At 27.6% G+C, this 22,020-nt stretch carries 22 protein-coding genes, 1 tRNA gene and 1 rRNA gene; 4 read left to right on the top strand and 20 right to left on the bottom strand.

Translation table 11 applies throughout. The features are described 5' to 3' along the window. Positions 1-154: 154 nt before the first annotated feature. Positions 155-832, top strand: coding sequence for a uracil-DNA glycosylase (locus ACZ5TJ_RS01860; RefSeq protein WP_045725367.1), 678 nt, complete (start codon positions 155-157; stop codon positions 830-832). A gap of 93 nt (positions 833-925) precedes the next feature. On the opposite strand, the gene ACZ5TJ_RS01855 is transcribed toward ACZ5TJ_RS01860, so the two are convergent. From ACZ5TJ_RS01855 to ACZ5TJ_RS01825, 7 genes are all read right to left on the bottom strand, one after another. After that, positions 926-1,126 carry a hypothetical protein gene (locus ACZ5TJ_RS01855; protein ID WP_464200917.1) on the bottom strand — a complete coding sequence of 67 codons (201 nt, stop codon included), beginning with the start codon at positions 1,124-1,126 and terminating at the stop codon, positions 926-928. A 71-nt stretch (positions 1,127-1,197) separates the two neighbouring features. Continuing rightward, positions 1,198-1,395 (bottom strand): hypothetical protein, encoded by a 198-nt coding sequence (locus ACZ5TJ_RS01850; RefSeq protein WP_464200916.1) that lies wholly within the window; start codon positions 1,393-1,395, stop codon positions 1,198-1,200. A 140-nt stretch (positions 1,396-1,535) separates the two neighbouring features. After that, complete coding sequence (locus ACZ5TJ_RS01845) at positions 1,536-2,150, bottom strand: copper homeostasis protein CutC (RefSeq protein WP_464202251.1); 615 nt, start codon at positions 2,148-2,150, stop codon at positions 1,536-1,538. A gap of 56 nt (positions 2,151-2,206) precedes the next feature. Then, positions 2,207-2,282 (bottom strand) — tRNA-Phe (locus ACZ5TJ_RS01840). Between the two features lie 6 nt (positions 2,283-2,288). Beyond that, positions 2,289-2,405: ribosomal RNA gene (rrf, locus tag ACZ5TJ_RS01835) — 5S ribosomal RNA — on the bottom strand. Positions 2,406-2,581: 176 nt separating this feature from the next. Beyond that, complete coding sequence (locus ACZ5TJ_RS01830; RefSeq protein ID WP_464200915.1) at positions 2,582-3,076, bottom strand: hypothetical protein; 495 nt, start codon at positions 3,074-3,076, stop codon at positions 2,582-2,584. A gap of 143 nt (positions 3,077-3,219) precedes the next feature. Further along, positions 3,220-3,753, bottom strand: coding sequence for a flavodoxin domain-containing protein (locus ACZ5TJ_RS01825; RefSeq protein ID WP_464200914.1), 534 nt, complete (start codon positions 3,751-3,753; stop codon positions 3,220-3,222). Positions 3,754-4,261: 508 nt separating this feature from the next. On the opposite strand from ACZ5TJ_RS01825, the gene ACZ5TJ_RS01820 reads away from it, so the two are divergent. Together ACZ5TJ_RS01820 and ACZ5TJ_RS01815 are read left to right on the top strand one after the other, a co-directional pair. Beyond that, positions 4,262-4,993, top strand: a complete 732-nt coding sequence (locus tag ACZ5TJ_RS01820) for an NAD-dependent protein deacylase (protein ID WP_464200912.1) — start codon at positions 4,262-4,264, stop codon at positions 4,991-4,993. 55 nt (positions 4,994-5,048) lie between these two features. Next, positions 5,049-5,489 (top strand): hypothetical protein, encoded by a 441-nt coding sequence (locus tag ACZ5TJ_RS01815; protein ID WP_464200911.1) that lies wholly within the window; start codon positions 5,049-5,051, stop codon positions 5,487-5,489. A gap of 265 nt (positions 5,490-5,754) precedes the next feature. Here the strand turns inward: ACZ5TJ_RS01815 and pyk are convergent, their stop codons facing one another. The 7 genes from pyk to ACZ5TJ_RS01780 all read right to left on the bottom strand — a co-directional run bounded on the left by pyk (position 5,755) and on the right by ACZ5TJ_RS01780 (position 13,716). Beyond that, positions 5,755-7,170, bottom strand: coding sequence for a pyruvate kinase (gene pyk / locus ACZ5TJ_RS01810; protein ID WP_464200910.1), 1,416 nt, complete (start codon positions 7,168-7,170; stop codon positions 5,755-5,757). 124 nt (positions 7,171-7,294) lie between these two features. Then, positions 7,295-8,620 carry a phosphoglycerate transporter protein PgtP gene (pgtP, locus tag ACZ5TJ_RS01805; protein WP_464200909.1) on the bottom strand — a complete coding sequence of 442 codons (1,326 nt, stop codon included), beginning with the start codon at positions 8,618-8,620 and terminating at the stop codon, positions 7,295-7,297. A 119-nt stretch (positions 8,621-8,739) separates the two neighbouring features. Beyond that, positions 8,740-9,708 (bottom strand): extracellular solute-binding protein, encoded by a 969-nt coding sequence (locus ACZ5TJ_RS01800; protein ID WP_464200907.1) that lies wholly within the window; start codon positions 9,706-9,708, stop codon positions 8,740-8,742. After that, a complete protein-coding gene (locus tag ACZ5TJ_RS01795) occupies positions 9,698-10,468 on the bottom strand; it encodes a DUF3919 family protein (RefSeq protein WP_464200906.1) in 771 nt (256 codons plus the stop codon). Before ACZ5TJ_RS01795 ends, ACZ5TJ_RS01800 begins: the two co-directional genes overlap by 11 nt. Then, positions 10,458-11,873, bottom strand: a complete 1,416-nt coding sequence (locus ACZ5TJ_RS01790; RefSeq protein ID WP_464200905.1) for a histidine kinase dimerization/phospho-acceptor domain-containing protein — start codon at positions 11,871-11,873, stop codon at positions 10,458-10,460. The genes ACZ5TJ_RS01795 and ACZ5TJ_RS01790 overlap by 11 nt, the downstream gene beginning before the upstream one ends. Then, a complete protein-coding gene (locus tag ACZ5TJ_RS01785; RefSeq protein WP_464200904.1) occupies positions 11,863-12,534 on the bottom strand; it encodes a response regulator transcription factor in 672 nt (223 codons plus the stop codon). The genes ACZ5TJ_RS01790 and ACZ5TJ_RS01785 overlap by 11 nt, the downstream gene beginning before the upstream one ends. A gap of 240 nt (positions 12,535-12,774) precedes the next feature. Further along, a complete protein-coding gene (locus ACZ5TJ_RS01780) occupies positions 12,775-13,716 on the bottom strand; it encodes a CPBP family intramembrane glutamic endopeptidase (RefSeq protein WP_464200903.1) in 942 nt (313 codons plus the stop codon). A gap of 122 nt (positions 13,717-13,838) precedes the next feature. Here ACZ5TJ_RS01780 and ACZ5TJ_RS01775 point away from each other — a divergent pair, with 122 nt between their 5' ends. Beyond that, entirely contained in the window at positions 13,839-14,861 is a 1,023-nt protein-coding gene (locus tag ACZ5TJ_RS01775; protein WP_464198879.1) for an IS6 family transposase, read from the top strand. Positions 14,862-15,165: 304 nt separating this feature from the next. Here ACZ5TJ_RS01775 and ACZ5TJ_RS01770 read toward each other — a convergent pair whose 3' ends face one another. The 6 genes from ACZ5TJ_RS01770 to ACZ5TJ_RS01745 form a co-directional block, all read right to left on the bottom strand. Further along, positions 15,166-16,395: a competence/damage-inducible protein A gene (locus ACZ5TJ_RS01770; RefSeq protein WP_464200902.1), complete on the bottom strand. Its 1,230-nt coding sequence runs from the start codon at positions 16,393-16,395 to the stop codon at positions 15,166-15,168. Positions 16,396-16,766: 371 nt separating this feature from the next. Next, the gene (locus ACZ5TJ_RS01765) at positions 16,767-17,390 is read right to left on the bottom strand and encodes a histidine phosphatase family protein (protein ID WP_464200901.1); all 624 of its coding nucleotides are present in this window, start codon (positions 17,388-17,390) and stop codon (positions 16,767-16,769) included. A gap of 206 nt (positions 17,391-17,596) precedes the next feature. Next, on the bottom strand, positions 17,597-18,547 hold the full coding sequence (locus ACZ5TJ_RS01760; protein ID WP_464200899.1) for an ROK family protein: 951 nt from the start codon (positions 18,545-18,547) through the stop codon (positions 17,597-17,599). A 126-nt stretch (positions 18,548-18,673) separates the two neighbouring features. Further along, the gene (locus ACZ5TJ_RS01755; RefSeq protein WP_464200898.1) at positions 18,674-18,910 is read right to left on the bottom strand and encodes a hypothetical protein; all 237 of its coding nucleotides are present in this window, start codon (positions 18,908-18,910) and stop codon (positions 18,674-18,676) included. Between the two features lie 154 nt (positions 18,911-19,064). After that, positions 19,065-21,143, bottom strand: a complete 2,079-nt coding sequence (gene fusA, locus ACZ5TJ_RS01750; protein WP_464200897.1) for an elongation factor G — start codon at positions 21,141-21,143, stop codon at positions 19,065-19,067. Positions 21,144-21,277: 134 nt separating this feature from the next. Further along, on the bottom strand, positions 21,278-22,003 hold the full coding sequence (locus tag ACZ5TJ_RS01745) for a glycerophosphodiester phosphodiesterase (protein WP_464200896.1): 726 nt from the start codon (positions 22,001-22,003) through the stop codon (positions 21,278-21,280). Between the last annotated feature and the right edge of the window lie 17 nt (positions 22,004-22,020).

Here is a 22,020-nt window from a genome sequence, read left to right as displayed (position 1 = left end):
TATCTTTTATTTTCTCTATTTTATTCATTATTACTTAAAATTATTTATATTGACACTCTAGGTAATGTTTCTCTTATTTTTTTAAATATTTAGACTATTATTCCCCCTTTTTTGCCCTTATTTGTATGCTATACTTTTATAAAGAGGTGATTTTATGTCAAATATTCTAAAAAATGATTGGAAAAACTTCTTAGATGATGAATTCCAAAAAGATTATTATAGAAAAATACATAACTTTCTTTTAAATGAGTATAAAACTAAAACTATTTATCCAGATATGTATGATATTTTTAATGCATTACACTTTACCCCTTATAAAGATGTCAAAGTTGTAATACTTGGTCAAGATCCATATCATGGACCAAATCAAGCACATGGACTTAGCTTTTCTGTAAAACCTGGAAATAAAATACCACCTTCTCTTGTAAACATATATAAGGAATTACATGATGATTTAGGATGTTTCATCCCAAACAATGGCTACTTAAAAAAATGGGCAGATCAAGGTGTGCTTTTATTAAACACAACACTTACAGTTGAAGCTCATAAGGCAAATTCTCACCAAAGAATTGGTTGGTCTATTTTTACAGACAAGATTATTTCCGTTTTAAATGATAGAGAGGATCCTATTGTATTTATACTTTGGGGTAATAATGCAATCAAAAAGAAGGCTCTTATTACAAATCCAAAACATTATATAATACAATCTGTTCATCCAAGTCCTCTTTCAGCTTCAAGAGGATTCTTTGGAAGCAAACCTTTTTCTAAAACAAATGAATTTTTAAAAAGTATAAACAAAACTCCAATAGATTGGCAGATTGAAAATATATAAAAAAATAAAATGGACGATTAATACTTTTATTAATCATCCATTTTATTTTTAGAGGAATAAGGTATATATAAATCTATACCTAATAATGTCATGCTATATAGTTTTATTTACATTGCTCAACATTTGTTTATACTGATCATCAGTTATTAATCCATATTTCTTAATTATTAATAGGGTTTCCATATCATAAAGAGGACTCTCAATTTCTTTTTTAATATCTTCTTCTCTAAATGATAACTTCCCAATTAATGTTGCGATTAAAATTATTATGGTCATAACTATTATAAAGTTCATTTTTACATCCCCAGTAAAAATATTTTCTTAATATAATATTATGCATTATATAAAAATATGAATCGCTTTATTCAAATTACCTTTTTATTATTTCTTTTAATAAGTGTATGTATTGTTGTCAAAATTATTCCAAGGACTCCTCCTAGAGAAAAGAATAAAATTATTTCTCCATATAACATTCCTATTAATGTACCTAATAGTACTCCAAAAACTATCCCTTTAGATATTATTTCATATTCTTTATCACTTAAAAAAATTTTATCCAACATGCTCACCACTTTCTTATACCAAATTCTTACTTATAAGTATAAACAATACTTCTTAAAATTTTCTTAAGCAAAACTTAAATATCAATTAGATAAATAAAAAGATTTGGTTATAATTATAACCAAATCTTTTTATTTATTATTTATACAATTTTTGTACCATGCAATTCTTTTGCACCAGTTAATTTTTCTATTTCTTCTCTATTATTAGAATTAATTCCACCACCAGGCATAACTATTATTCTATCACCTGCATATTCAATTAACTCTTTTAATATTTCTACATTGTTTGGTGCACCGATTTCTCCGCCTCTAGTAAGTATTCTGTCTATTCCAAGATCTACTAATATATCTATAGCAGCTTTTTTATCTTCTATTTCATCAAAAGCCATATGGAATGTTGTTTTAAGATCTCCTGCACATTCTTTAAGAATTTTATTTCTATATATATCTACAGTTTTATCTTCATTTAATACACCAAATACTATTCCATTTACTTTAAGCTTTTTACATATTTCTATATCTTCTTTCATTATTTCAAATTCTTCATCTGAATAATTAAAATCTCCACCTCTAGGTCTTATTATTACGTTTACAGGAATACTAATATTTTCTACAGCTTTTTTTATAGTTCCATAACTTGGAGTTGTACCCCCTTCTTGAAGGTTATCACAAAGTTCAATTCTATTTCCTCCATTTTTAAATGCAGCTACTGCTTCTAAATAATTGCCTACACATACCTCTAATAACATCTCTATACACCTCATTTAATTTATAAAAAAAATAAAAGCACTAACAAAAGTTAGTGCTTTCTTGGTGGCTCGAGTAGGAATCGAACCTACGACACGCGGATCTTCAATCCGCTGCTCTACCAACTGAGCTATCGAGCCGTATAAACCTAGCAACGTCTTACTCTCCCGCACAGTCACCCGTGAAGTACCATCAGCGCTATAGAGCTTAACTTTCCTGTTCGGAATGGAAAGGCGTGTTTCCTCTATGCCATAATCACTAGATACAAGATTATTATAGTAAATCTTTTTTTAACTGTCAAACACTTTTTTTGTATTTTTCATATATTTTTTAACTTTTATAATTTATATAATAGGATTTAATATATAGATGAAAAAAATATACAAGATCTTATATTAATCTCTTGTATATTTTTAATCTAATTACTCTTAGAACTCACTTATTCAAACTCTTCATATTCTGAATATAAATCATAATCTTCATTTGTAAAATATCTATTCTCTCTTAAATTATATAGTTTATTATTATCATGTACACTTCCATACATAGGTAATGTTATATTTTTAAGATTTGCTTTTTCTAAACACTCAGACATCCATCTTAAAGTTTCTTCTGCTACTATTTCACATTGATTCACTTCATAATCATACTTTTCATCATTTATACTTTGAATTTCAGCATCTAATCCTTCTGCGAAATTTTTAATGTCACAGAAATGTTCCTCATCACAATTGCATTCTGCCTCCTCAGAAATGTCAAGCATACAATACATAGTTATATCACACATATAATGTATTTCAAATCCAAGTACTCTAATCTCTTTACAAAAATCATATGTATCTAATTCTTTAAATTCGCTTATCATTTGCTCTGAGAATTTTAATAACTTTTCTTTTACAAGCTCCCTATACTCTTGTGATAAATTTTTACCCATAACTTCCCCATCCTTTAAATTTTATATTTATACACTTTCTAAAAGTATATTAATTTTAACTTATACCCCTTAACTAAATTTTACATAATTAAACATTATATGTAAACAATATAGAGAAAGTTATTTTAAAAATTATTATTCCTCTACTTATTAGCTTCTATAAACTCAATAATCGGATTAATATTTTCCTCAGAAGTCCAATCACACTCTGAACCAATAGCCTCAACTAACGCTTCCTCCCAAGGTTCATACTTAGATGGATCTTTCTTTAAAACAACCTTTTTAAGCATATTGCAAAGAGTCCTATCTTTCCAAGACATTTTTTCTTCATTCCAAGCTCCTCTACAATAGAAACATGGTATTTTTCTAAGCTCATCTCTTAAATTATGTTCTTTTAAGCTCTTAATTACTTCTTCATTATATGGAGATGCTCCAACTGCAAAAACTACTATTTTTTTATCTTTTAACTTCGTATAATGCTTTTTAAGAAAAGATATTCCAGCTATACCTGATGCATAAATACCTCCCCCTAATATTATCGTATCGTACTTTATAACTTTATTTATATTGGCATCTTTAGTTTTGATTAAATCACATGATAATTTTTCAGCTAACCACTCTGCATATTTTTTGGTAGCACCATATTTTGATTGATACATTACTAATATATTGGCCAATTCCATTACCCCCATTATACAAATAGCATTTAAATAAATTATATTATCTAAATACAATATTATTTATTTAGTATATTTTCATTATCACTCTCTTTTTTTATAAATACGTTCTACTTTTGTGACTATAGGAAAATATAATCCAGTTAAAGCTAATACTAAATATACATTAAATCTAAATAGCAATATATTTATTATAATAAGATTTATTATTACCATATATAATGAATATTTAAGCAATGTATATTTATTCTCCTTATTTATTCTTATGGGGGAGAAGTATAAATAATTAATAGACTCAGCATTTCTATAAATTTTAAATGATATTACTATAAATCTTATAAACACATACAAATAAGCAATTAATACAAATAAATATTTTGAATCCAAATAAACACCCCTAAATTTCAAATATTTGTAATTAATGTATATTATATATTATAAACTTATTTTTTTTTTATTGTTAGTTATGACATAATAAAATTAATAAATTTAGTTTGGAGATGTTTTTATGGATGATAAAATTCAACAATTAGCACAAATTATTAAAAATAGTAATAACATAGTGTTCTTTGGAGGAGCTGGTATGTCAACAGAATCTGGCATTCCAGACTTTAGGTCTTCTGGTGGGCTTTATAATGATAAAAATAAACTAAGCATTTCACCAGAGCAAATACTTAGCCATAGTTTTTTCTTTGATCATACGGAACAGTTTTATAATTTCTATAGAAATAAAATGATCTATACTGATGCTAAACCAAATAAGGGCCATATAGCACTTGCTAAATTAGAAAAGATGGGAAAATTAAAAGCTGTTGTAACTCAAAATATAGATGGATTACACCAAGCGGCTGGAAGTAAAAGAGTTTATGAACTTCATGGGTCAGTTCACAGAAACTATTGCACTAACTGTAATAAATTTTATCCGCTAGACTTCATACTTTCTTCTACTGGAGTTCCTAAGTGTACAGAGTGCTCTTCAATAGTTAAACCAGATGTAGTTTTATATGAAGAACCACTTGATAGTACAGTTTTAAATGAATCAATTAAAGCTATAGGTAACGCAGATACATTAATAATCGGAGGTACATCATTAGTTGTTTACCCTGCCGCTTCATTAATTAGATATTTTAGAGGAAAGAACTTAATATTAATCAATAAGAGTAGCACTCAATATGATCACCTGGCTACATTATGCATAAACGATAAAATAGGTGAAGTATTATCACAAGTAGTTGAATAATTCTTTTATATTAAAAATATATTATATTGTATACTAATTTACTTAGGAGATTAATTTGAAATATATTATATTTTTAATACTTATAGCTGCTATAATAGCTTTTCTTATAATGTCTTATGAAGGAAAACTATTTAAGCTTAAAAGACAACTATTAATAGCTAATAATCAAATTGAAAGATTAAGAAAGCAAGTTCCTAAAAACTCAACTTATAAAAAAGGAAAATCTTCTGAAATAATATTTGAAGTTCCCTCTTCAACAATGGGAATCATTAATGAAAATACGAATGTTCTTCTATCACCTTTGTATAATTCTGATATAGTAAGAGTTACTACTGTAAAGATGGAGGTTAAGATTTTAGATAAGGCAATTTTAAATAATATTAATTGGTATTACATATCCTTACCACTAGATACTAATATCAATTGCAGAGGATGGGTTAATAAGGAATGTTTTTCTTATTTCTACGGAGACTCTTCTGATTTAGCAAAAAATTAAGAAACCATATATAATTAAATTATATATGGTTTCTTCAGTATATAAAAAACTGACTTTCCTACGGCTTATTTGTTAATTTATTTAAATTCATGCACTCAAAAATTATCATGGCCTCAGATTTAAATTTGACATATATATACCTTGTTGATTTCACCGTAACCATATTAGTATTTTTTGTTTTATAAATAAAAGTAAAGAGTGTCGACAAAGTCGACACTCTAAAAGAAGTTATATATGAAATGTAGCTTTTATAACTATAACTAATCTATATTGTTTCAAATTTTAAAGTACTATTATTTCCATGTTCATCTTTGCCTTCGCTCACAACTAAAATAGAGTCTCCCTCTTTACCAAGCCCTTTTTTAAGTACTAACTCTCTTGATAACTCTTCTAAATTTTCATCAGTTATTCTAGACTCTACAACTGGAACAACCCCAAACTCAAGGCATATTGATCTTGCTAATTTTTCATCACTTGTTATAGCAATGATTGGAGCCTTTGGTCTATATTTTGAAATATTTTTAACCTTATCCCCTTTGTTAGACATCTTAACTACGATAGCTTTTATATCAGATTTACTAATAGCTTCAATAACAGAAAAACTTATAAGTTCATTGAAACTATTTAATTCCTCGTCCTTAAACTTCTTCATAATCTTATAAAAGTCTAAATGCTGTTCTGCATCTTTTGCTATTTTCCCCATAGTTTTTGCCGCATCTATAGGATATAAACCTGAAGCGCTCTCTCCTGAAAGCATTACTGCATCGCTTCCATCTAATATTGCATTTGCAACATCTGTAGTTTCAGCTCTTGTTGGTCTTGGATTTCTTATCATAGAATCTAGCATTTGAGTTGCTGTAATAACTATTTTATTAGCTATATTGCATTTTTCTATTATAGATTTTTGAACTAAAGGTACTTTTTCTACCGGAATTTCAACTCCCATATCGCCTCTTGCTATCATTATCCCATCAGATATTTCTATAATTTCATCTATATTTTCTATTCCTTCAGTGCTTTCTATTTTAGCTATAACTTTTATATCTTCTCTTCCATAAGAACTAAGTATTTTTTTATATTCTAAAATATCTGAAGGCTTTCTTACAAAAGATGCTGCTACAAAATCCACTTCATTTTCAGCTATAAATTTCAAATCCCTTTTATCTTTTTCGGTTATTGCAGGAAGTCCAAGTTTTATATTAGGAACATTAACTCCCTTGTGGTCTGAAATAATCCCATCAGTTAATACTTCGCAGACAATATCTTTATTGTTTATCTCTAAAACTCTAAACTCTATTAAGCCATCATCAACTAATATAATATCTAAAGGATTTACTTCTTTATAAAGTTCCTTATATGAAATTGAACATCTTTTTTCATCTCCAATTAATTCATCCCTGCAAGAGAAAGAAAATACATCACCTTTATGTAATTCTATTTTTGAAGAACTAAATGTTCCAACCCTTATTTTAGGTCCTTTTATATCTGCAAGTACTCCTGTTGACTTTTTTAACTCTTTTCTTATTGAACTTATTTTTTCAATAACCTTTTTGTGACTTTCATGAGTTCCATGAGAAAAATTTAATCTTGCTGCACTCATCCCATTTTTTATAAACTCTCTTATAGTTTCTTCATTATCGCTTGAAGGACCTATAGTAAAAATCATTTTAGACTTTTGCATAACTCTCACCTCTACCATATTTTTATAAAGGGAATTTAGCTAATAAAGCTAAATTCCACTCTAATAATGTGTAACTTAAAGTAACTTAAGCAATTAATGGTTTTATCTAATTTAAAAATATTTTTTATTTGTTGCTTCTTTTAACTGCAACTTGTAATACTATTAGTCCGATTAATGCACAAATCGCACCAGTTATCATATACATGAATGCTCCATCCCATCCAAATTTATCAGCAAAGAATCCTAATAAAATATCCGCATTCATTTGTCCTATAAGATATGCTGTTAATCCTGCAAATCCATCTGCAGAACCAACTGCAAATTTTGGTACTAAGTCTACCAAACTCATATTAATAAGCATTGCAGGTCCATAAATTAAACAACCTACTATTGCAATTGAAATCATTGTTAAAAGATAACTATCAGTTTTCCAATAAAGAACAACTGCACCTATAACACCTACCATACATATAATACCAAGCGGTGCTCTATTTCCTTTAAATACTGCATCTGATAACCAACCTATTAATATAGTTGATGGAATAGCTGCATATTCAAATATCATCATAGCCCAGTTTGCATCAGCTAAGCTAAAGTTTTTAGCTTCAGTTAAATATATAGGAATCCAGTTAACTACACCTTGTCTAACTAAGTATATAAATATATTTGTTATTGCTAATATCCATATAAATTTATTTGTAAGTACATATTTAAATATTATTTCTTTAACTGTTAAAGAGTTTGCATCAACATTTTTTTCTTCTTCTAATACTTCATCTCCGTAGTATTCTTGAACTGAAGGTAATCCTACAGATTGTGGAGTATCAGCACCTATAAATAACATAGCAATACCTATTACTATTGCTATTATAGCTGGGAAGAAGAATATACTTTGATAACAATTAGCTCCAAATATAAATAATGATAGTGTTCCTAAAGGTCCAACTAATCCACCGCCTAGATTATGAGCTGTGTTCCATGTACTCATCTTAAGTCCACGTTCTTTTTTATAGAACCATTTACCTATAACTATGTGACATGCCGGTGCTCCCATAGCTTGGAATACTCCATTAAGAACCATTAAAAGTGCAAATAACCAAATTGATTTTGAAAATGCAAGTCCAAAGTTAATAAGTGCCGATCCTATAAGACCTACACATAAAAATCTTTTTATATTTGATCTGTCTGCTAAAGTCCCTAATGCAAATTTACTTAATCCGTATGATACTGCAAATGAACTACTTATAAATCCGACTTCTGTTTTTGTGAAATGAAGTTGTTCTACTAATAATGGTGAAGCAACATTAAAGTTTTTTCTAACTATATAATAAAGCATGTACCCTACCATAATTAAAACAAACATTTCAATACGATACTTAGTATACGTCTTTTTAATTTTCTCTTCTGGTAAACGTGCAATAGGTTTTGCAGGTTTTAAAAAACTTATCATAAATTTAACCTCCTCATTAGATTTTCACTTAATCTTTTCTACACGTTTATCTTAATATCTTAAAATAACAGAAAAACATCACAAATATATTAGAATTGTAATATTTGTGATGTTTTTATCTATTTTATACGTTTCCATATGTCAATTCCTTTAGAGGAATCATCTAATATTTTAAATTTGTAAATGCTATTATATTCGCTATACTTGATAGCTGGTATAGCTGCTGAAATATTTTCAAGTTCTTCTTGAGTTTCTTTAGAAATTATAAAATTAACAAAGGCTTTTGATGCTTTAGAAACATTTCTTTTATTTATTATACCTACACCATGAATATCTATTCCTGTATCTTTAGGAACTACAGCTTCTATATTGCTAACTGTTCTTTTCATTAAATTTATATTACTTAAATATGCTATTCCTATAGGATACTCCCCTGATGCAACATTTTGAACTACGTTGTAACCTCTAGTTGTTAAAAGGTGTACATTAGAATTTATATCTTTTATTAATTCTTCTGATTCTTTAGGATTCTTACCATTATATATATAATTAATAAAACTATATCCTGTTCCAGATGTTAATGGATTTGGCATTATTATTTTACCTTTATATTTTTTATCTCCTAAATCTTCAAAACTTTTTGGTATATCTATTTTACTATCTTTATTTACTACTATTGCAAAGGGATGAAATTCAAACGCAATCCATCTTTCATAAGGATCTTTTAAATCACTAGCTATATTTTTATCTTCTTCTGCTACATAATTTACAATGGCTTTAGATTTTGCAAGCCTTATTAAACTAGAGCTAGTACCACTTAAAAACAAATCTGCTTTAGGTTCTTCTTTTTCGTCTTCAATCCTATTTACAGCTTCTTCTGTTGGAAGTTGTATATATTCATAAGAACAACCTGTTTGCTTTTTAAATAGCTCTAAAATAGATTTAGTTTCCTCTGCTCTTAAGCAAGAATAAACTACTAAGTGATTATCCTTAAGATTTTTGTCTTTGTTTTTATTGTTAATTAAGAAAATCACGGCAATAGAGAGTATAATTATAATAATTATTAATTTAAATTTATTAAACTTCACCTATACTTCCCTCCATATATATTTTCTCGCCATTATCATCTGCTAAAAATTGAACTACTATATAATTTTCATATACATCAATAAAAACTAAGTTATTTGTCTTATTTTCTATATTATTATTTATTTTTATTTTTAATGTATATCTTTTTTTATCTTTTATACTAGTGTTATTAAGCTTATCTATATCAGTCATTGATTTTAAATTTTTAAGTTTACTTATAAGCTTATTTTTATTAATTAACTCCTCTCTTCCCTCACTTAATAAATAAACACTTGAATTATCTGTATTTAATATATCTATAATATGTTTATAAGTATTAAAGTAATTGAATAGCTTTCTATGTAAAGTATTTATTTTATATGAGCTTGCCTTAAATTCTTTCCCATTAAACTTCAACACATTATTTAATGTGAATTCATCTACTTTGTTGTTGTAATATATCTTTCCTTTAACAGTATAAGCTGAACTATCCTTTTCTAATATATCATCATTTTTATTTTCTGAATTCATTATAGAATTTATAGACTCTAAAATTTCATCTATCTTAAGCTTGCTTGTTATGACTGTTTCCCTATAAAACTTTGTACTTATAACTATTTCTTTTGGAATAGATGTATTTATAGACTTTAAAGCATCCTCCTTTCTTTCAACTACAGTAACTTTATCAAAGTTTTCACTATAACTTATAAAAATATATATACTTATAATTAAACAAATCAAAATTGCGCTTACTATTGTTATTTTAATATTATTTTTCATATTGCTCCTTTATTTTATTATGTTTATAAAATATAACTCTACAAATAGTTCCTACATAAGTCTTACTTTCTATTTTAAAATCTCCATTTTGATTTTTCATTATATTTTTACAAATTTTCAGACCAAATCCAGTACTATTTTCACTTATAGGGTTAGTAGTGTCAAAACCTACACCATCGTCTTTAATGATAACTTCATATCTGTCATTAAATTTTTCTGAGGAAATTGTTATAACTTCGCACCCACTATATTTAATTGCATTATCTAAAATATTTAAAAACACTTGTTTAGTTTTATTGTAATCACAATAAACAAAATTAATAATCGAATTGTCTTCAAGTATTATATGATAATTATTTATCCTATTACTAAGTAATACTATAACTTCTTCTATAATTTTCTTTATATTTATAAATTCATTTTTTATTTGAAATGATTCATTTTCATTTTTAGCAATAGCTAATATTTCATTAACTAAATCTAATAGCCTTTCCCCTTCTTTTTTTATATACCTAGAACTTTCATCTATTTTACCCTTATCTTCTAGCTTTGGAATAATATCTGAAAACCCAATTATAGAAGTTAAAGGAGTTCTAAATTCATGAGATATATCATCAAAAAACTCTTTTTGATTTCTATATGATTTTTTTATCTCACTTATATATATTTTTATGTTTTCACTCATTTCATTAAAGGTATCTGCTAATACTTCAATTTCATCTCCACTTTTTATATTTACCTTCTTATCATAATTACCTTTAGATATTTCTCCTGAATAATAAGTAAGTTCTTCAAGTGGCGTAGTTATTTTTTTTGCAAATGTATTAAATAGGAACATTCCAAGAATTATAAACATCATTGCAACTGCAAGCACAACATAAAAAGAATTTCTAACAACATCAAAAGTTTCTATATCTTTATACACAAATCTTATAGCACCACAAACTTCACCTTTAAAAAATAAAGGCGAAGATATAAATATATAAGGTATTCCCTCTTCTTTTTTAACTATATAAGATTTATTTCCACTAACGCCTTCCACTATATCATCATAATACCTTGAAATATCTTTCCCATTGTCAGTATCGTAAACTAAAGATCCAGTATTATCAAAAAACTGTACTCTTAAATTAAACATTTCCTTAAGTTCATTACATATAAATGGGGAATAATCCTTAATTATAGTATCTATATCCTCTTCTTTATTTTCATTTATAATATTTTGAGCATAAATTTGAGCAGACTTGCTCTCTACAATAAGAGAATTTATAGAACTTTTTAAAAGGTTATAATTTAATATTATTATAGTTAGAAAAAACATAACAATTATTATGGGGATTATTATAATAGCACTCATAAGTATTGTTTTTCTTTTTATATTTAGTTTTATAAATTTATTTATCATCTATCTTATAACCTAATCCATATATAGTTTTTATGTAATTTTGCTCTCCTCCTAACTTCTTTCTAATCCTTTGAACTAACATATCAACAGTTCTAGTCGTACCTTTAAAATCATAACCCCAAACCTTTATTAAAAGCTCATCTCTTGAAAAAACTTTTCCTTTGTTTTTGCAAAGATAATATAAAAGTTGGAACTCCTTATAAGTTAAATTAATTTCTTCACCATTAACTAGAGCTTTTTTTTCATCTATAAGAAGTTTAATATTACCTACTTCTATTATTTCATTATCTGAATCTATATTTTTAATAATACGTTTCTTTACTACATTTATTCTAAGTATAAGTTCTGTGCTATTAAATGGTTTTGTAATATAATCATCAGCACCTAACTTAAGACCTAGCAGCTTATCATTAATATCACATTTAGCTGTTAACATAATAATCGGTATATCTTTAATTTTTTTAATTTTTGGTATAAGATTAAAACCACTTATATCCGGAAGCATGGCATCTAATACTATTACGTCAGGTGATTTTTCTAAAATTATATCTAATGCACTAACAGCATCTTTAGCTAAAAAAACATCATACCCTGCAACTTCTAATGTAATATTTAACATTCTTAATATACTTTCTTCATCATCTACTACTAATACCTTCATAATACAACCTCCTATTAGCTTCATTATAATTATGCAATAAAGTCATAAAAAAAATATATTTCAAGTTAAATGTTTACAAATTATTTATAAACAATTCTATTGTTAATTTTGCGTTATACATATTAATATTTCTTTTTTAAATAGAGTATCAAAAAATATAAAATAAGCAGGATAAGAAAAATGTTCATAAAGTATAATAAAAAAAGGCTGTCTATTTTAAGACAGCCTCTTCCTCTTATACTACCTAGATAATAACAACATAGTTAATATATAAATAACTACTATTAATATAAATGGAATATCTATTATTCTTTCTTTGCTTTCAACAAGTTCTCCATTTACATTATAATTTCCAAGTGGAATATCTTTAACTCCTCTTGCTTTTCCTCTATTATTTAATTTTTGAATTATTATAAATACTATAAGACTAGCAAATATAGTCATTGCTAAACTTGCCTGAAGTAATACAATTTTCTCATTAAAAGGTAATGCTTGTACTGAAATATCAGTTGATTGTTCTATTAAGTTTGAACTAGTTAGTGAAGTTATTTTCTGTATTGTAATTGATGATCCATTTAGTATAAAATGCATTATCATAGATGAAAATATACTGCCAGTTGCTCTAACTACATAAGCTAGGATAAATCCTAAAACTGCAGCATATAAAAATTGCTGAGCATCTAAATGGAATATACCAAAGAATACCCCTATTACTAAAGCTGATTTAAACTTTCCCTTTCCATCATAACCTGATAAAACTATCCCTCTTAAAGTTATTTCTTCAGTTATAGCTGGCATAACAGCAATAAGTAACATAAGTATTATATATGGAGTACTTGATATAGAAGTCATTAAATTTCCTATATTATTTTCAAAAAACATTGCACTTAGAAGTCCAAAGAAATTCATTATAGGAATACAAAATAAGGCTAATATTATAACAAGAATTAAATCTTTAAATGGTAACCTATTAAACTTAAATGTCTCCTTAATATTACATTTAGTAACAATAACATATATGATTGCTGGTATTATAAAAAGTATCATGTGATTTAGAAATAATACAATTCTAATATCTCTAAGACCTATTAAACTATATACTGTGTTTAGTATAAATGGTGCTACAATTTCTAATATTAATACTATTAAAAAATAGATATTCCCCTTTAAAACTTTTTTCATAATTCCCTCCCTTTTTTTATTTCCGATCTGTTAAGTTATATGAACATTGATTCTCTCAACCTTAGGAAATACAATAAGTTTGCAAAGACTAAATTACCCCCTAGAAAAGGAGAGAGAAAACAATGAACAAAACAAATATTAGATGCCCTCGTTGTCACTCTAATAAACTATATAAATTTGGTTTTGACAAACAGGCTAATCAAAAATATCAATGTAAAAAATGTAAGCGCCAATTCATCGCTAGCGATGGTGATGGAGTTCCTAAAATGAAGTATCCTAAGTGTCCAAAGTGTGATAAAGGAACTTATTTACATCATTCTTACAAACACTATAATAGATATAAATGTAATAATAAAAAATGTAATCATATTATTGTGCAACATCATAATTTTAATATTGATTCACCATCTAGCGAAGCTATTACCGGGGCCCTTTCTATGAAAGGAATGCGATTCCCATTACAAATTATTATTACAGCACTAACATTATATTACTTGAACAATACATCAACTAGAGCTATATCTCAATTTCTTATGAACACCTTTAATATAAAAGTGTCTCATGTAACTATCGCTAACTGGAGCAATAAATTTGCTCCATACTTTAAACTCAAAGCAGATAACTTTAAACAACAAGTAGATTTGCAATCTGACGATTGGCACGCTGATGAGACTGTTGTTTTTATTAACGGAGTAAAACATTATTTATGGTTAGTTATAGACTCTGAAACGCGATTTATAATATCTTTTCATTTAAGTAGATATAGAAATGAAAGCTCTGCTTTTTCTCTGATCAATGAAGCTAAAAAATATGGTTCACCCTCTAACCTAATTACAGATAGATGGCCAGCTTATAACGAAGCGATAGCTACGCTATTACCGGAAACAAAACATGTACCAGTTAAGCCAATGTCTAGTGATATAAATAATAATCTTATAGAATCTTTTAATAAGACTTTTAAAGCTTGGTATAAGTCCAAAAAAGGATTTAACTCATTTGAAAAAGCTAATAATCTTATTTTTATGTTTATATTTCACTATAATTTTATAAGAATTCATGGGTCGTTAAATAACCTTACTCCCGCTGAAGTCGCTGGCTTCTCTAGTGATAATTTATCTAGGCAATCTTGGTTTATAGCTGCTTAATTTATTAAGAATATCTTTGATTAACCTGCTTGAAAAATTATATTTTGCAGGTTTATTTGCCATGCGCAAATATAGTCAAACTTATATAATTTTCAAAGAACGAGAAAATCTATGATTTATTAAGCTATTTTTTCATAACAACTTAACAGATTCTTTATTTCTATAAGTATATTTTTACATTCCTTGGGGATAATACTTACTGAGGCTAATTGCTTCATTAATTAATCGCCTCTCCCCCATTTTATTTATATACAGGAATAATCCCTCTTATGTTTATTTTAAAACATAGGGGGATTTTTCATATTTATAATAAACTTTTTCTTACCATATTTAAAGCAGTCATACTAGCTTTATTTCTAACTGCATTTCTATTACCTGAAAATACGTGTCTTTCTACTTTAGTTTCTCCATCTATATATACCCCTATATATACAAGTCCAACAGGCTTTTCTTCTGTTCCACCACCAGGACCTGCTATTCCTGTTGTAGAAACACCTATTCTAGAACCACATCTTTTTGCAATTCCTTCTGCCATTTCTCTTGCAGTTTGTTCACTTACTGCACCAAACTTTTCTAATGTATCTTTTTTAACATTTAATGTTCTCATTTTAGCTTCATTTGAGTAAGTAACAGCCCCTTCTAAAAACACACTTGATATTCCAGGGTATTCTATTAATTTAGCTGAAACTAATCCGCCTGTACAAGATTCAGAAACACCTATAGTCATATTTTTATTAACTAATATTTCTCCAACAGTTTCTTGAATACTTATATCTCCCGTATTATATATTAAATTTCCAAGTCTATTATAAACTTCTTCTTTTAATGGTTTTATTAACTTTCTAGCATCTTCTTCATCTTTTCCTTTTGCAGTTATTCTAAAAGTTACTTCACCTTCTTTTGCATAAGGTGCTATAGTTGGATTTTGTCCATTATCAATTAAATCTTGAAGCTTATTTTCAGCTTCACTTTCTCCAATTCCAAATACTCTAATTACTTCTGAAACTATTGTATATCCAGTTAAATTTTCTAGATATTTTCTAACAGATTCATTAAACATAGGTCCCATTTCCTTTGGAGGTCCTGGCAGTACTATTATTGCCTTCCCATCCTTTTCAAAAATAGCTCCTGGTGCAGTTCCATTATTATTTTCTAAAATTATTGCTTCTTTTGGAAAGTATGCTTGCTTTTCATTACTTTTTACAGGGACTCTTCCCATCTTTTTAAAGTAACCTTCTATTTTCTTTAAACTTTCCTCATTAAGATACATGTCCATACCTAAAAATTCAGCAACTAATTCCTTAGTCATATCATCTTTAGTTGGTCCAAGTCCTCCTGTAGTTATAATAATATCACTTCTACTAAAAGCTTTCTTTAATGCACTAAGTATTCTTTCTCTATTATCCCCGACAACTTGATGATAATAAACATCTATACCTAAGTTTGCAAGTTCCTTTGATAAGTATCTTGAATTTGTATTTAGTATGTCTCCTAAAAGGATCTCAGTACCTACTGATAATATTTCACACTTCATAATATCCCTTCTTACTTCTTTATAGTTATATATTTTATTATATACTACTTCTTTAAATAATAATAAGGATGGAGAAAAACTTAAAAAGTTATTATCTCCATCCTAATCATTCAAAGTCACAACTAAATTTTTTATGTTCCTATCCCTAGGTACAAAGGAAACCTAGGGATAGTATATATAAAAAATCCTTCCTCTCACTACACAGAGTTTATTGCATGGGTATTTTACGAAATACTTAATTATGAAGGTTAAGTATCTTATAAATATGTATGAGAGAAGAGAATTTATTCTACTTCCCTAATTAAAAACTTTATTTACTTAATTACATATTTACTATATGCAATAATAAAGTCTTTTATTCCTAAATTAATTTACCAACCTTGTTTTTCCTGTATCTCTGTAAAATGACTTCCATCATTTTTAAATTCTATTTTAAAAGCATCCCCGTCTTTAATTACTTTTGTAAGTGTCGCTTGTCCCATTACTTCATTTTCTACTTCTTCATCTTTAAAGAATGACATTATTGCTTTTAAAGTTATACCATGAGCTACTACTAATATTGTTTTGCCTTCGTTTTCTGAGATTATTTCTTCCATAGCTTTTTTAACTCTTTCTCTAACTTCTCTTAATGTTTCCCCATTTGGAGCTCTCATATCTAAGTTACCCTTCATAATAGCTGTTATATCCCAATCTGGATTTTCTTTCATAACTTCTTCAGTTATTCTTCCTTCATAATCACCAAAGTTCATTTCTTTAAGTCCTTCATGTGATCTTACTTCAACATTTTTATTACCTCTTAATATAACTGCTGTTTTGTAAGCTCTTTCTATAGGACTAGTATATATACAATCTATATCAAGTTCTTCAATTCTTTTTGATAATTCTTTAGCTCTATCTATCCCGTATTCAGTTAAAGGTGAATTACCATGTCCTTGAAGTCTTTTTTCAATATTCCATTCAGTTTGACCATGTCTTGTTAAATAAATAGTTGTCATAATGTTTCCCTTCTCCTTTTCCCATATAAAGTTTCCTAATTAATTTTATCTCTTAACTATACATTTTTAAAGTAAATTCGTAAAGTTTAACGTATATTAAACTTACTTGAAATTTAAGACTATTTAGTTGGTAGTATTTTTTATTATAAAAAGTTGACTTCTGTTTAATAAGCAGAAGTCAACTTTTATATGAATAGTATATTTAATTACTTACTTAATTCTAAAAGTGCTAATGCAACTGCACCTATAACACCTGCGTCTGTTCCAAGACCTGCTGGTACTATTTCACAAGCGTCTGCCATTGATTTAAAACATCTCTTCTTAACAACTTCACGTACTCTTTCAAAAACTATATCTCCAGCTTTTGAAACTCCGCCACCTATAACTACCATTTCTGGGTCGAATATAGATATAGCGTTTGCAATACCAATTCCTAAGTAGCTTAATGCCTCTTCTATTATATCCTTAGCAACAGCATCGCCTTTTTCAGCTTCTTTGAATACTTCGTATGAAGTTACATTTTCATATTCTTTTAAAGAAGTTTCTACTTTAGTTGCAACAGCTTCTCTACCTCTTTTACCTATAGCTGTACCTGATGATACTGCTTCTAGACAACCAACATTACCACAACCACATCTTGGTCCAAATGGTGCTACTGTTGTGTGACCTATTTCTAGTGCATTAGATGTGTTTCCTCTATAGATGTTTCCATCTACGATAGCTCCTCCACCTACACCAGTACTTACTGTGAAGTAAACCATGTTTTTCTTTCCACGGCCTGCACCTAACATATATTCTCCGATTGCTGCAACATTTGCATCGTTATCTAAGAATACAGGTACTCCGAATTTAACTTCTAATGGTTTTACTAAATTGAAATTAGTAAATGGTAAGTTTGGAGTTTTTATAATAATTCCCTTTTGTGAATCTAATGGTCCTGGAGAGCCTATACCTATCGCTTTAATATCCTCAAGATTAGCTTCTCCTTCTTTTATTACAGATTGAATAGTATTTATTATTCTCTCAAGAACTCTCTCTTCACCTTCGTGTGCATTTGTTGGAATTATGCTTTGTGCTAAAACATTTCCTTCAAAATCTGCAAGTGCAGTACTTATTTTAGTACCACCTAAATCAACACCAACTACGTACTTATTCATATAAACCTCCATTTATGTATTTGTCTTATATAATTCCATATAAAAATAGGACTTACTATTCTATTTTAATATATTTATAGAATTAATAAAGTCCTTATTGAAGTTTTTTTAATTGTATTTAAAATTTTATCCATATCTGTGAGCATTTATGTAGTATTTACCATTCTTATCATACCCATTTTTATCTATTATAAAGTTGTTATCTTTTAACATTGAATTAATTGCATCAATGTTATCATTATTTTCTTCATTTATTGATATTGTAAATTTATCATTCTTACCTACTATACATAAATAATCATAAATATTACTATATTCACTTAGCCCAATACTTCCTTGTATATCCATTCTATAATCAGACATAAGTTTGATTCCTCCAATCAAAGTAAAATATGAATTATTTCATAGTTATTATGTGTAATTTTTTATAAATTATTATACTTTTTTGTAGAAATTTCAATAATTTTAAAGGCATAATTTTCATTTTTAAAATTATGCCTTTTATTGATATGCCTTATTATTCTTTTTCCTTATTAGTTTTTTCTATAACTTTTGAAGCTTCAAGCTTTGGAACTTCCTCATATTTTGAAAAAGTCATTTTATATTCACCTCTAGCTTGAGTTATAGATCTTAAATCAGTTGTATATTTAAACATTTCTGCAAGTGGAACTTCACAAATAACTTTTTGTTTATTTGATATAGGTTCCATTCCAATTACTCTTCCACGCTTCTTATTTATATCTGCAATTACTTCTCCCATATATTCACTCGGAATAATTATTTCAACTTTCATTATAGGCTCTAATAATACTGGATTTGCTTCTTCAAGTCCTTTTTTATATGCTATTGCTGTAGCTATTTTAAATGCCATTTCAGATGAATCTACAGGATGATATGAACCATCATGAAGGGTTGCTTTAAGTTCTATAACTGGGTATCCAGCAAGAACACCATGCTTTATACAATCTTTAAGTCCCTTTTCAACTGCTGGTATAAAGTTTCTAGGCACAACCCCACCAACTACTTGATCAATAAATTCTAAATCATTATTGCCATCATATCTTCTTTCAAATTTAATTTTTACGTCTCCATATTGGCCATGTCCCCCTGATTGCTTTTTATGCTTTCCTCTAACATCAGCACTTCCTTTTATAGTTTCTCTATATGGCACTTTTGGTTCTCTTAATATTACTTCAGCACCAAATTTATTTTTTATTTTATTTGCAATAACTTCTAAGTGAGTTTCTCCACACCCTGATATTATAAGTTCTGCATTTTCAATATCTCTAGTTACTTTAAAAGCTTTATCTTCGTCTAATAATTTATTTAAAGCACCAGATATTTTATCTTCGTCACCTTTTGTCTTTGGAAGTATTGCCATTGATATAGTTGGTTCTTTAAAGTTTAACTTATCATAAGCAAGATTAAAGCCACTATCTGCTAATGTATCCCCTGTTTCAGTAAACTGAAGCTTAGATACCCCGCCAATATCTCCTGCAATTATTTCATTAGTTGGTATTTGATTTTTTCCTCTTATAAAGAATATATTTGAAAGTTTTTCTTTCTTATTTTTATTTACATTTAAAACTGTCGTATCGTCTGTAAGTTTTCCTGTAATAACTCTAAAAAGCGACATCTTTCCAACGAATGGGTCTGCTATAGTTTTAAATACAAATGCAGAAAACTTATTTTCTTCTGATAAACAAACATATTCAGGTTCATTATCTTTATTTATAGCTTTTTGTGCTATTGAAAGTTCTGGTGATGGGAAACATTCTACAATATCTTCTAGAATACAATTCATACCTATACATTTAAGTGCACTTCCACACATTACAGGTGCTATATCTCCCATTGAACATCCATTTATTAAACCTTTATATATTTCATCATCACTTAATACTCCTTCACTAAAATATTTATCTAAAAGTTCTTCATCAGTTTCTGCAACTGCTTCCATTATCATTTCCTTACATTCTTTAACCTTATCTATATATTCTTCTGGAACTTCTGCAATTTCCATTTTCTTTGTTTTCTCGTTATATATTCTAGCTTTATTTGATATTACATTAATTACACCTTTGAAATCACTTTCTTTTCCTATCGGATATTGTATTGGAACAACACTTATTCCAAATCTTTCTTTAAGTTCATTAAGAGTTTTATCAAAGTTAGAATTTTCTCTATCTAACTTATTAATAAAGAATGCTCTTGGCAATTTTATTTTATTACAGTAATCAAATGCTTTTTCTGTTCCGACTTGTACTCCAGATACTGAACAAACAACAATAGTTGCAATATCAACTGCTCTCATACCTTGTATTGATTCATATTCAAAATCAAAGTATCCTGGCATATCAACCAAGTTTATTTTAGTATCATTCCATTCTAACGGTGCTATTGATGCTCCAATAGAAATTTTTCGTTTCTTTTCTTCATCATCATAATCACTTACTGTTGTTCCTTCTTCTATTTTACCAAGCCTCGTGATTACGTTTGCATTATATAATAATGCTTCAACTAGAGATGTTTTGCCTGTTGATCCGTGACCTATAAACCCAATATTTCTTAAATTATATATACTATATTTTTTCATTTAAATTGCTCACTTCCATTTCAAAAACTCTCATAGTAATTTCTATGAAATGTTAAAACAATTTAGAATAAAAAAACTACAATAGGAAAATTTATCTCCTATAACTCTATCTAATATGTATAATAAGAAATTAATTATTTTAATAGATCTTTCAATATGTTAGGATAATTTGTTATTATACCATCTACTCTTAAATCAATCATATTTTTTATATCTTCCTTATTATTAACTGTATAAACATTTACTTCTAAGTTGTTATCGTGAGCTTTTTCTACTATTTCTTCTGTAATACTATTAAATTCTGGGTGAAGTGCATTTGCTCCCACCATTTGAACATAATTATATGGTTCAAAGATACAATCCCCATAGAGTACCCCTGTCTTAATTTTTCTATTTAATCTTATACATTTTCTTACTGAGTAATGATTAAATGTTGATACTATTACCCTATCTTGAAGATTATATTCTTCAATTAAATCATAAGTAATTTTTTCAATTCCTTCGTAATGAATTATGCTATTTTTAATTTCTATATTTATCATAATATCTTTGTCTTTTACAAATTCTAAAAATTCTCTAAGTGTTGGTATTTTTAATCCTTTAAATTGTTCTCCAAATTTTATACCAGCATCTAATTTCATAAGTTCATCATATGTATAATCACAAATACGTCCTGTAGAATTTGTTGTTCTATCAACTTCTTCATCATGACATATAACTGCTACACCATCTTTAGTAAGTTGTACATCTGTTTCTATTCCATCGCAACCAACCTCTATAGCCTTTTCAAAAGCTAACATAGTATTTTCTGGATATACTCCACTAAATCCTCTATGTGCTATATTTAATATTTTTTTCATAATAACTCCTCCTATAC

Source organism: Clostridium budayi, from assembly GCF_055396605.1.
The sequence above is the reverse complement of the archived record's forward strand: the minus strand, read 5'-3'. Positions and strand labels throughout refer to the sequence as shown.

Coding starts and splice junctions, on each gene's coding strand:
- ACZ5TJ_RS01775 (WP_464198879.1), top strand. CDS start 13,839: ATGAACAAAACAAATATTAGATGCCCTCGTTGTCACTCTAATAAACTA.
- ACZ5TJ_RS01745 (WP_464200896.1), bottom strand. CDS start 22,003: ATGAAAAAAATATTAAATATAGCACATAGAGGATTTAGTGGAGTATAT.
- pgtP (WP_464200909.1), bottom strand. CDS start 8,620: ATGATAAGTTTTTTAAAACCTGCAAAACCTATTGCACGTTTACCAGAA.
- ACZ5TJ_RS01855 (WP_464200917.1), bottom strand. CDS start 1,126: ATGAACTTTATAATAGTTATGACCATAATAATTTTAATCGCAACATTA.
- ACZ5TJ_RS01755 (WP_464200898.1), bottom strand. CDS start 18,910: ATGTCTGATTATAGAATGGATATACAAGGAAGTATTGGGCTAAGTGAA.
- ACZ5TJ_RS01785 (WP_464200904.1), bottom strand. CDS start 12,534: ATGAAGGTATTAGTAGTAGATGATGAAGAAAGTATATTAAGAATGTTA.
- fusA (WP_464200897.1), bottom strand. CDS start 21,143: ATGAAAAAATATAGTATATATAATTTAAGAAATATTGGGTTTATAGGT.
- ACZ5TJ_RS01820 (WP_464200912.1), top strand. CDS start 4,262: ATGGATGATAAAATTCAACAATTAGCACAAATTATTAAAAATAGTAAT.
- ACZ5TJ_RS01760 (WP_464200899.1), bottom strand. CDS start 18,547: ATGAATAAGTACGTAGTTGGTGTTGATTTAGGTGGTACTAAAATAAGT.
- ACZ5TJ_RS01850 (WP_464200916.1), bottom strand. CDS start 1,395: ATGTTGGATAAAATTTTTTTAAGTGATAAAGAATATGAAATAATATCT.
- ACZ5TJ_RS01765 (WP_464200901.1), bottom strand. CDS start 17,390: ATGACAACTATTTATTTAACAAGACATGGTCAAACTGAATGGAATATT.
- ACZ5TJ_RS01795 (WP_464200906.1), bottom strand. CDS start 10,468: ATGAAAAATAATATTAAAATAACAATAGTAAGCGCAATTTTGATTTGT.
- ACZ5TJ_RS01830 (WP_464200915.1), bottom strand. CDS start 3,076: ATGGGTAAAAATTTATCACAAGAGTATAGGGAGCTTGTAAAAGAAAAG.
- ACZ5TJ_RS01770 (WP_464200902.1), bottom strand. CDS start 16,395: ATGAAGTGTGAAATATTATCAGTAGGTACTGAGATCCTTTTAGGAGAC.
- ACZ5TJ_RS01790 (WP_464200905.1), bottom strand. CDS start 11,873: ATGATAAATAAATTTATAAAACTAAATATAAAAAGAAAAACAATACTT.
- pyk (WP_464200910.1), bottom strand. CDS start 7,170: ATGCAAAAGTCTAAAATGATTTTTACTATAGGTCCTTCAAGCGATAAT.
- ACZ5TJ_RS01780 (WP_464200903.1), bottom strand. CDS start 13,716: ATGAAAAAAGTTTTAAAGGGGAATATCTATTTTTTAATAGTATTAATA.
- ACZ5TJ_RS01860 (WP_045725367.1), top strand. CDS start 155: ATGTCAAATATTCTAAAAAATGATTGGAAAAACTTCTTAGATGATGAA.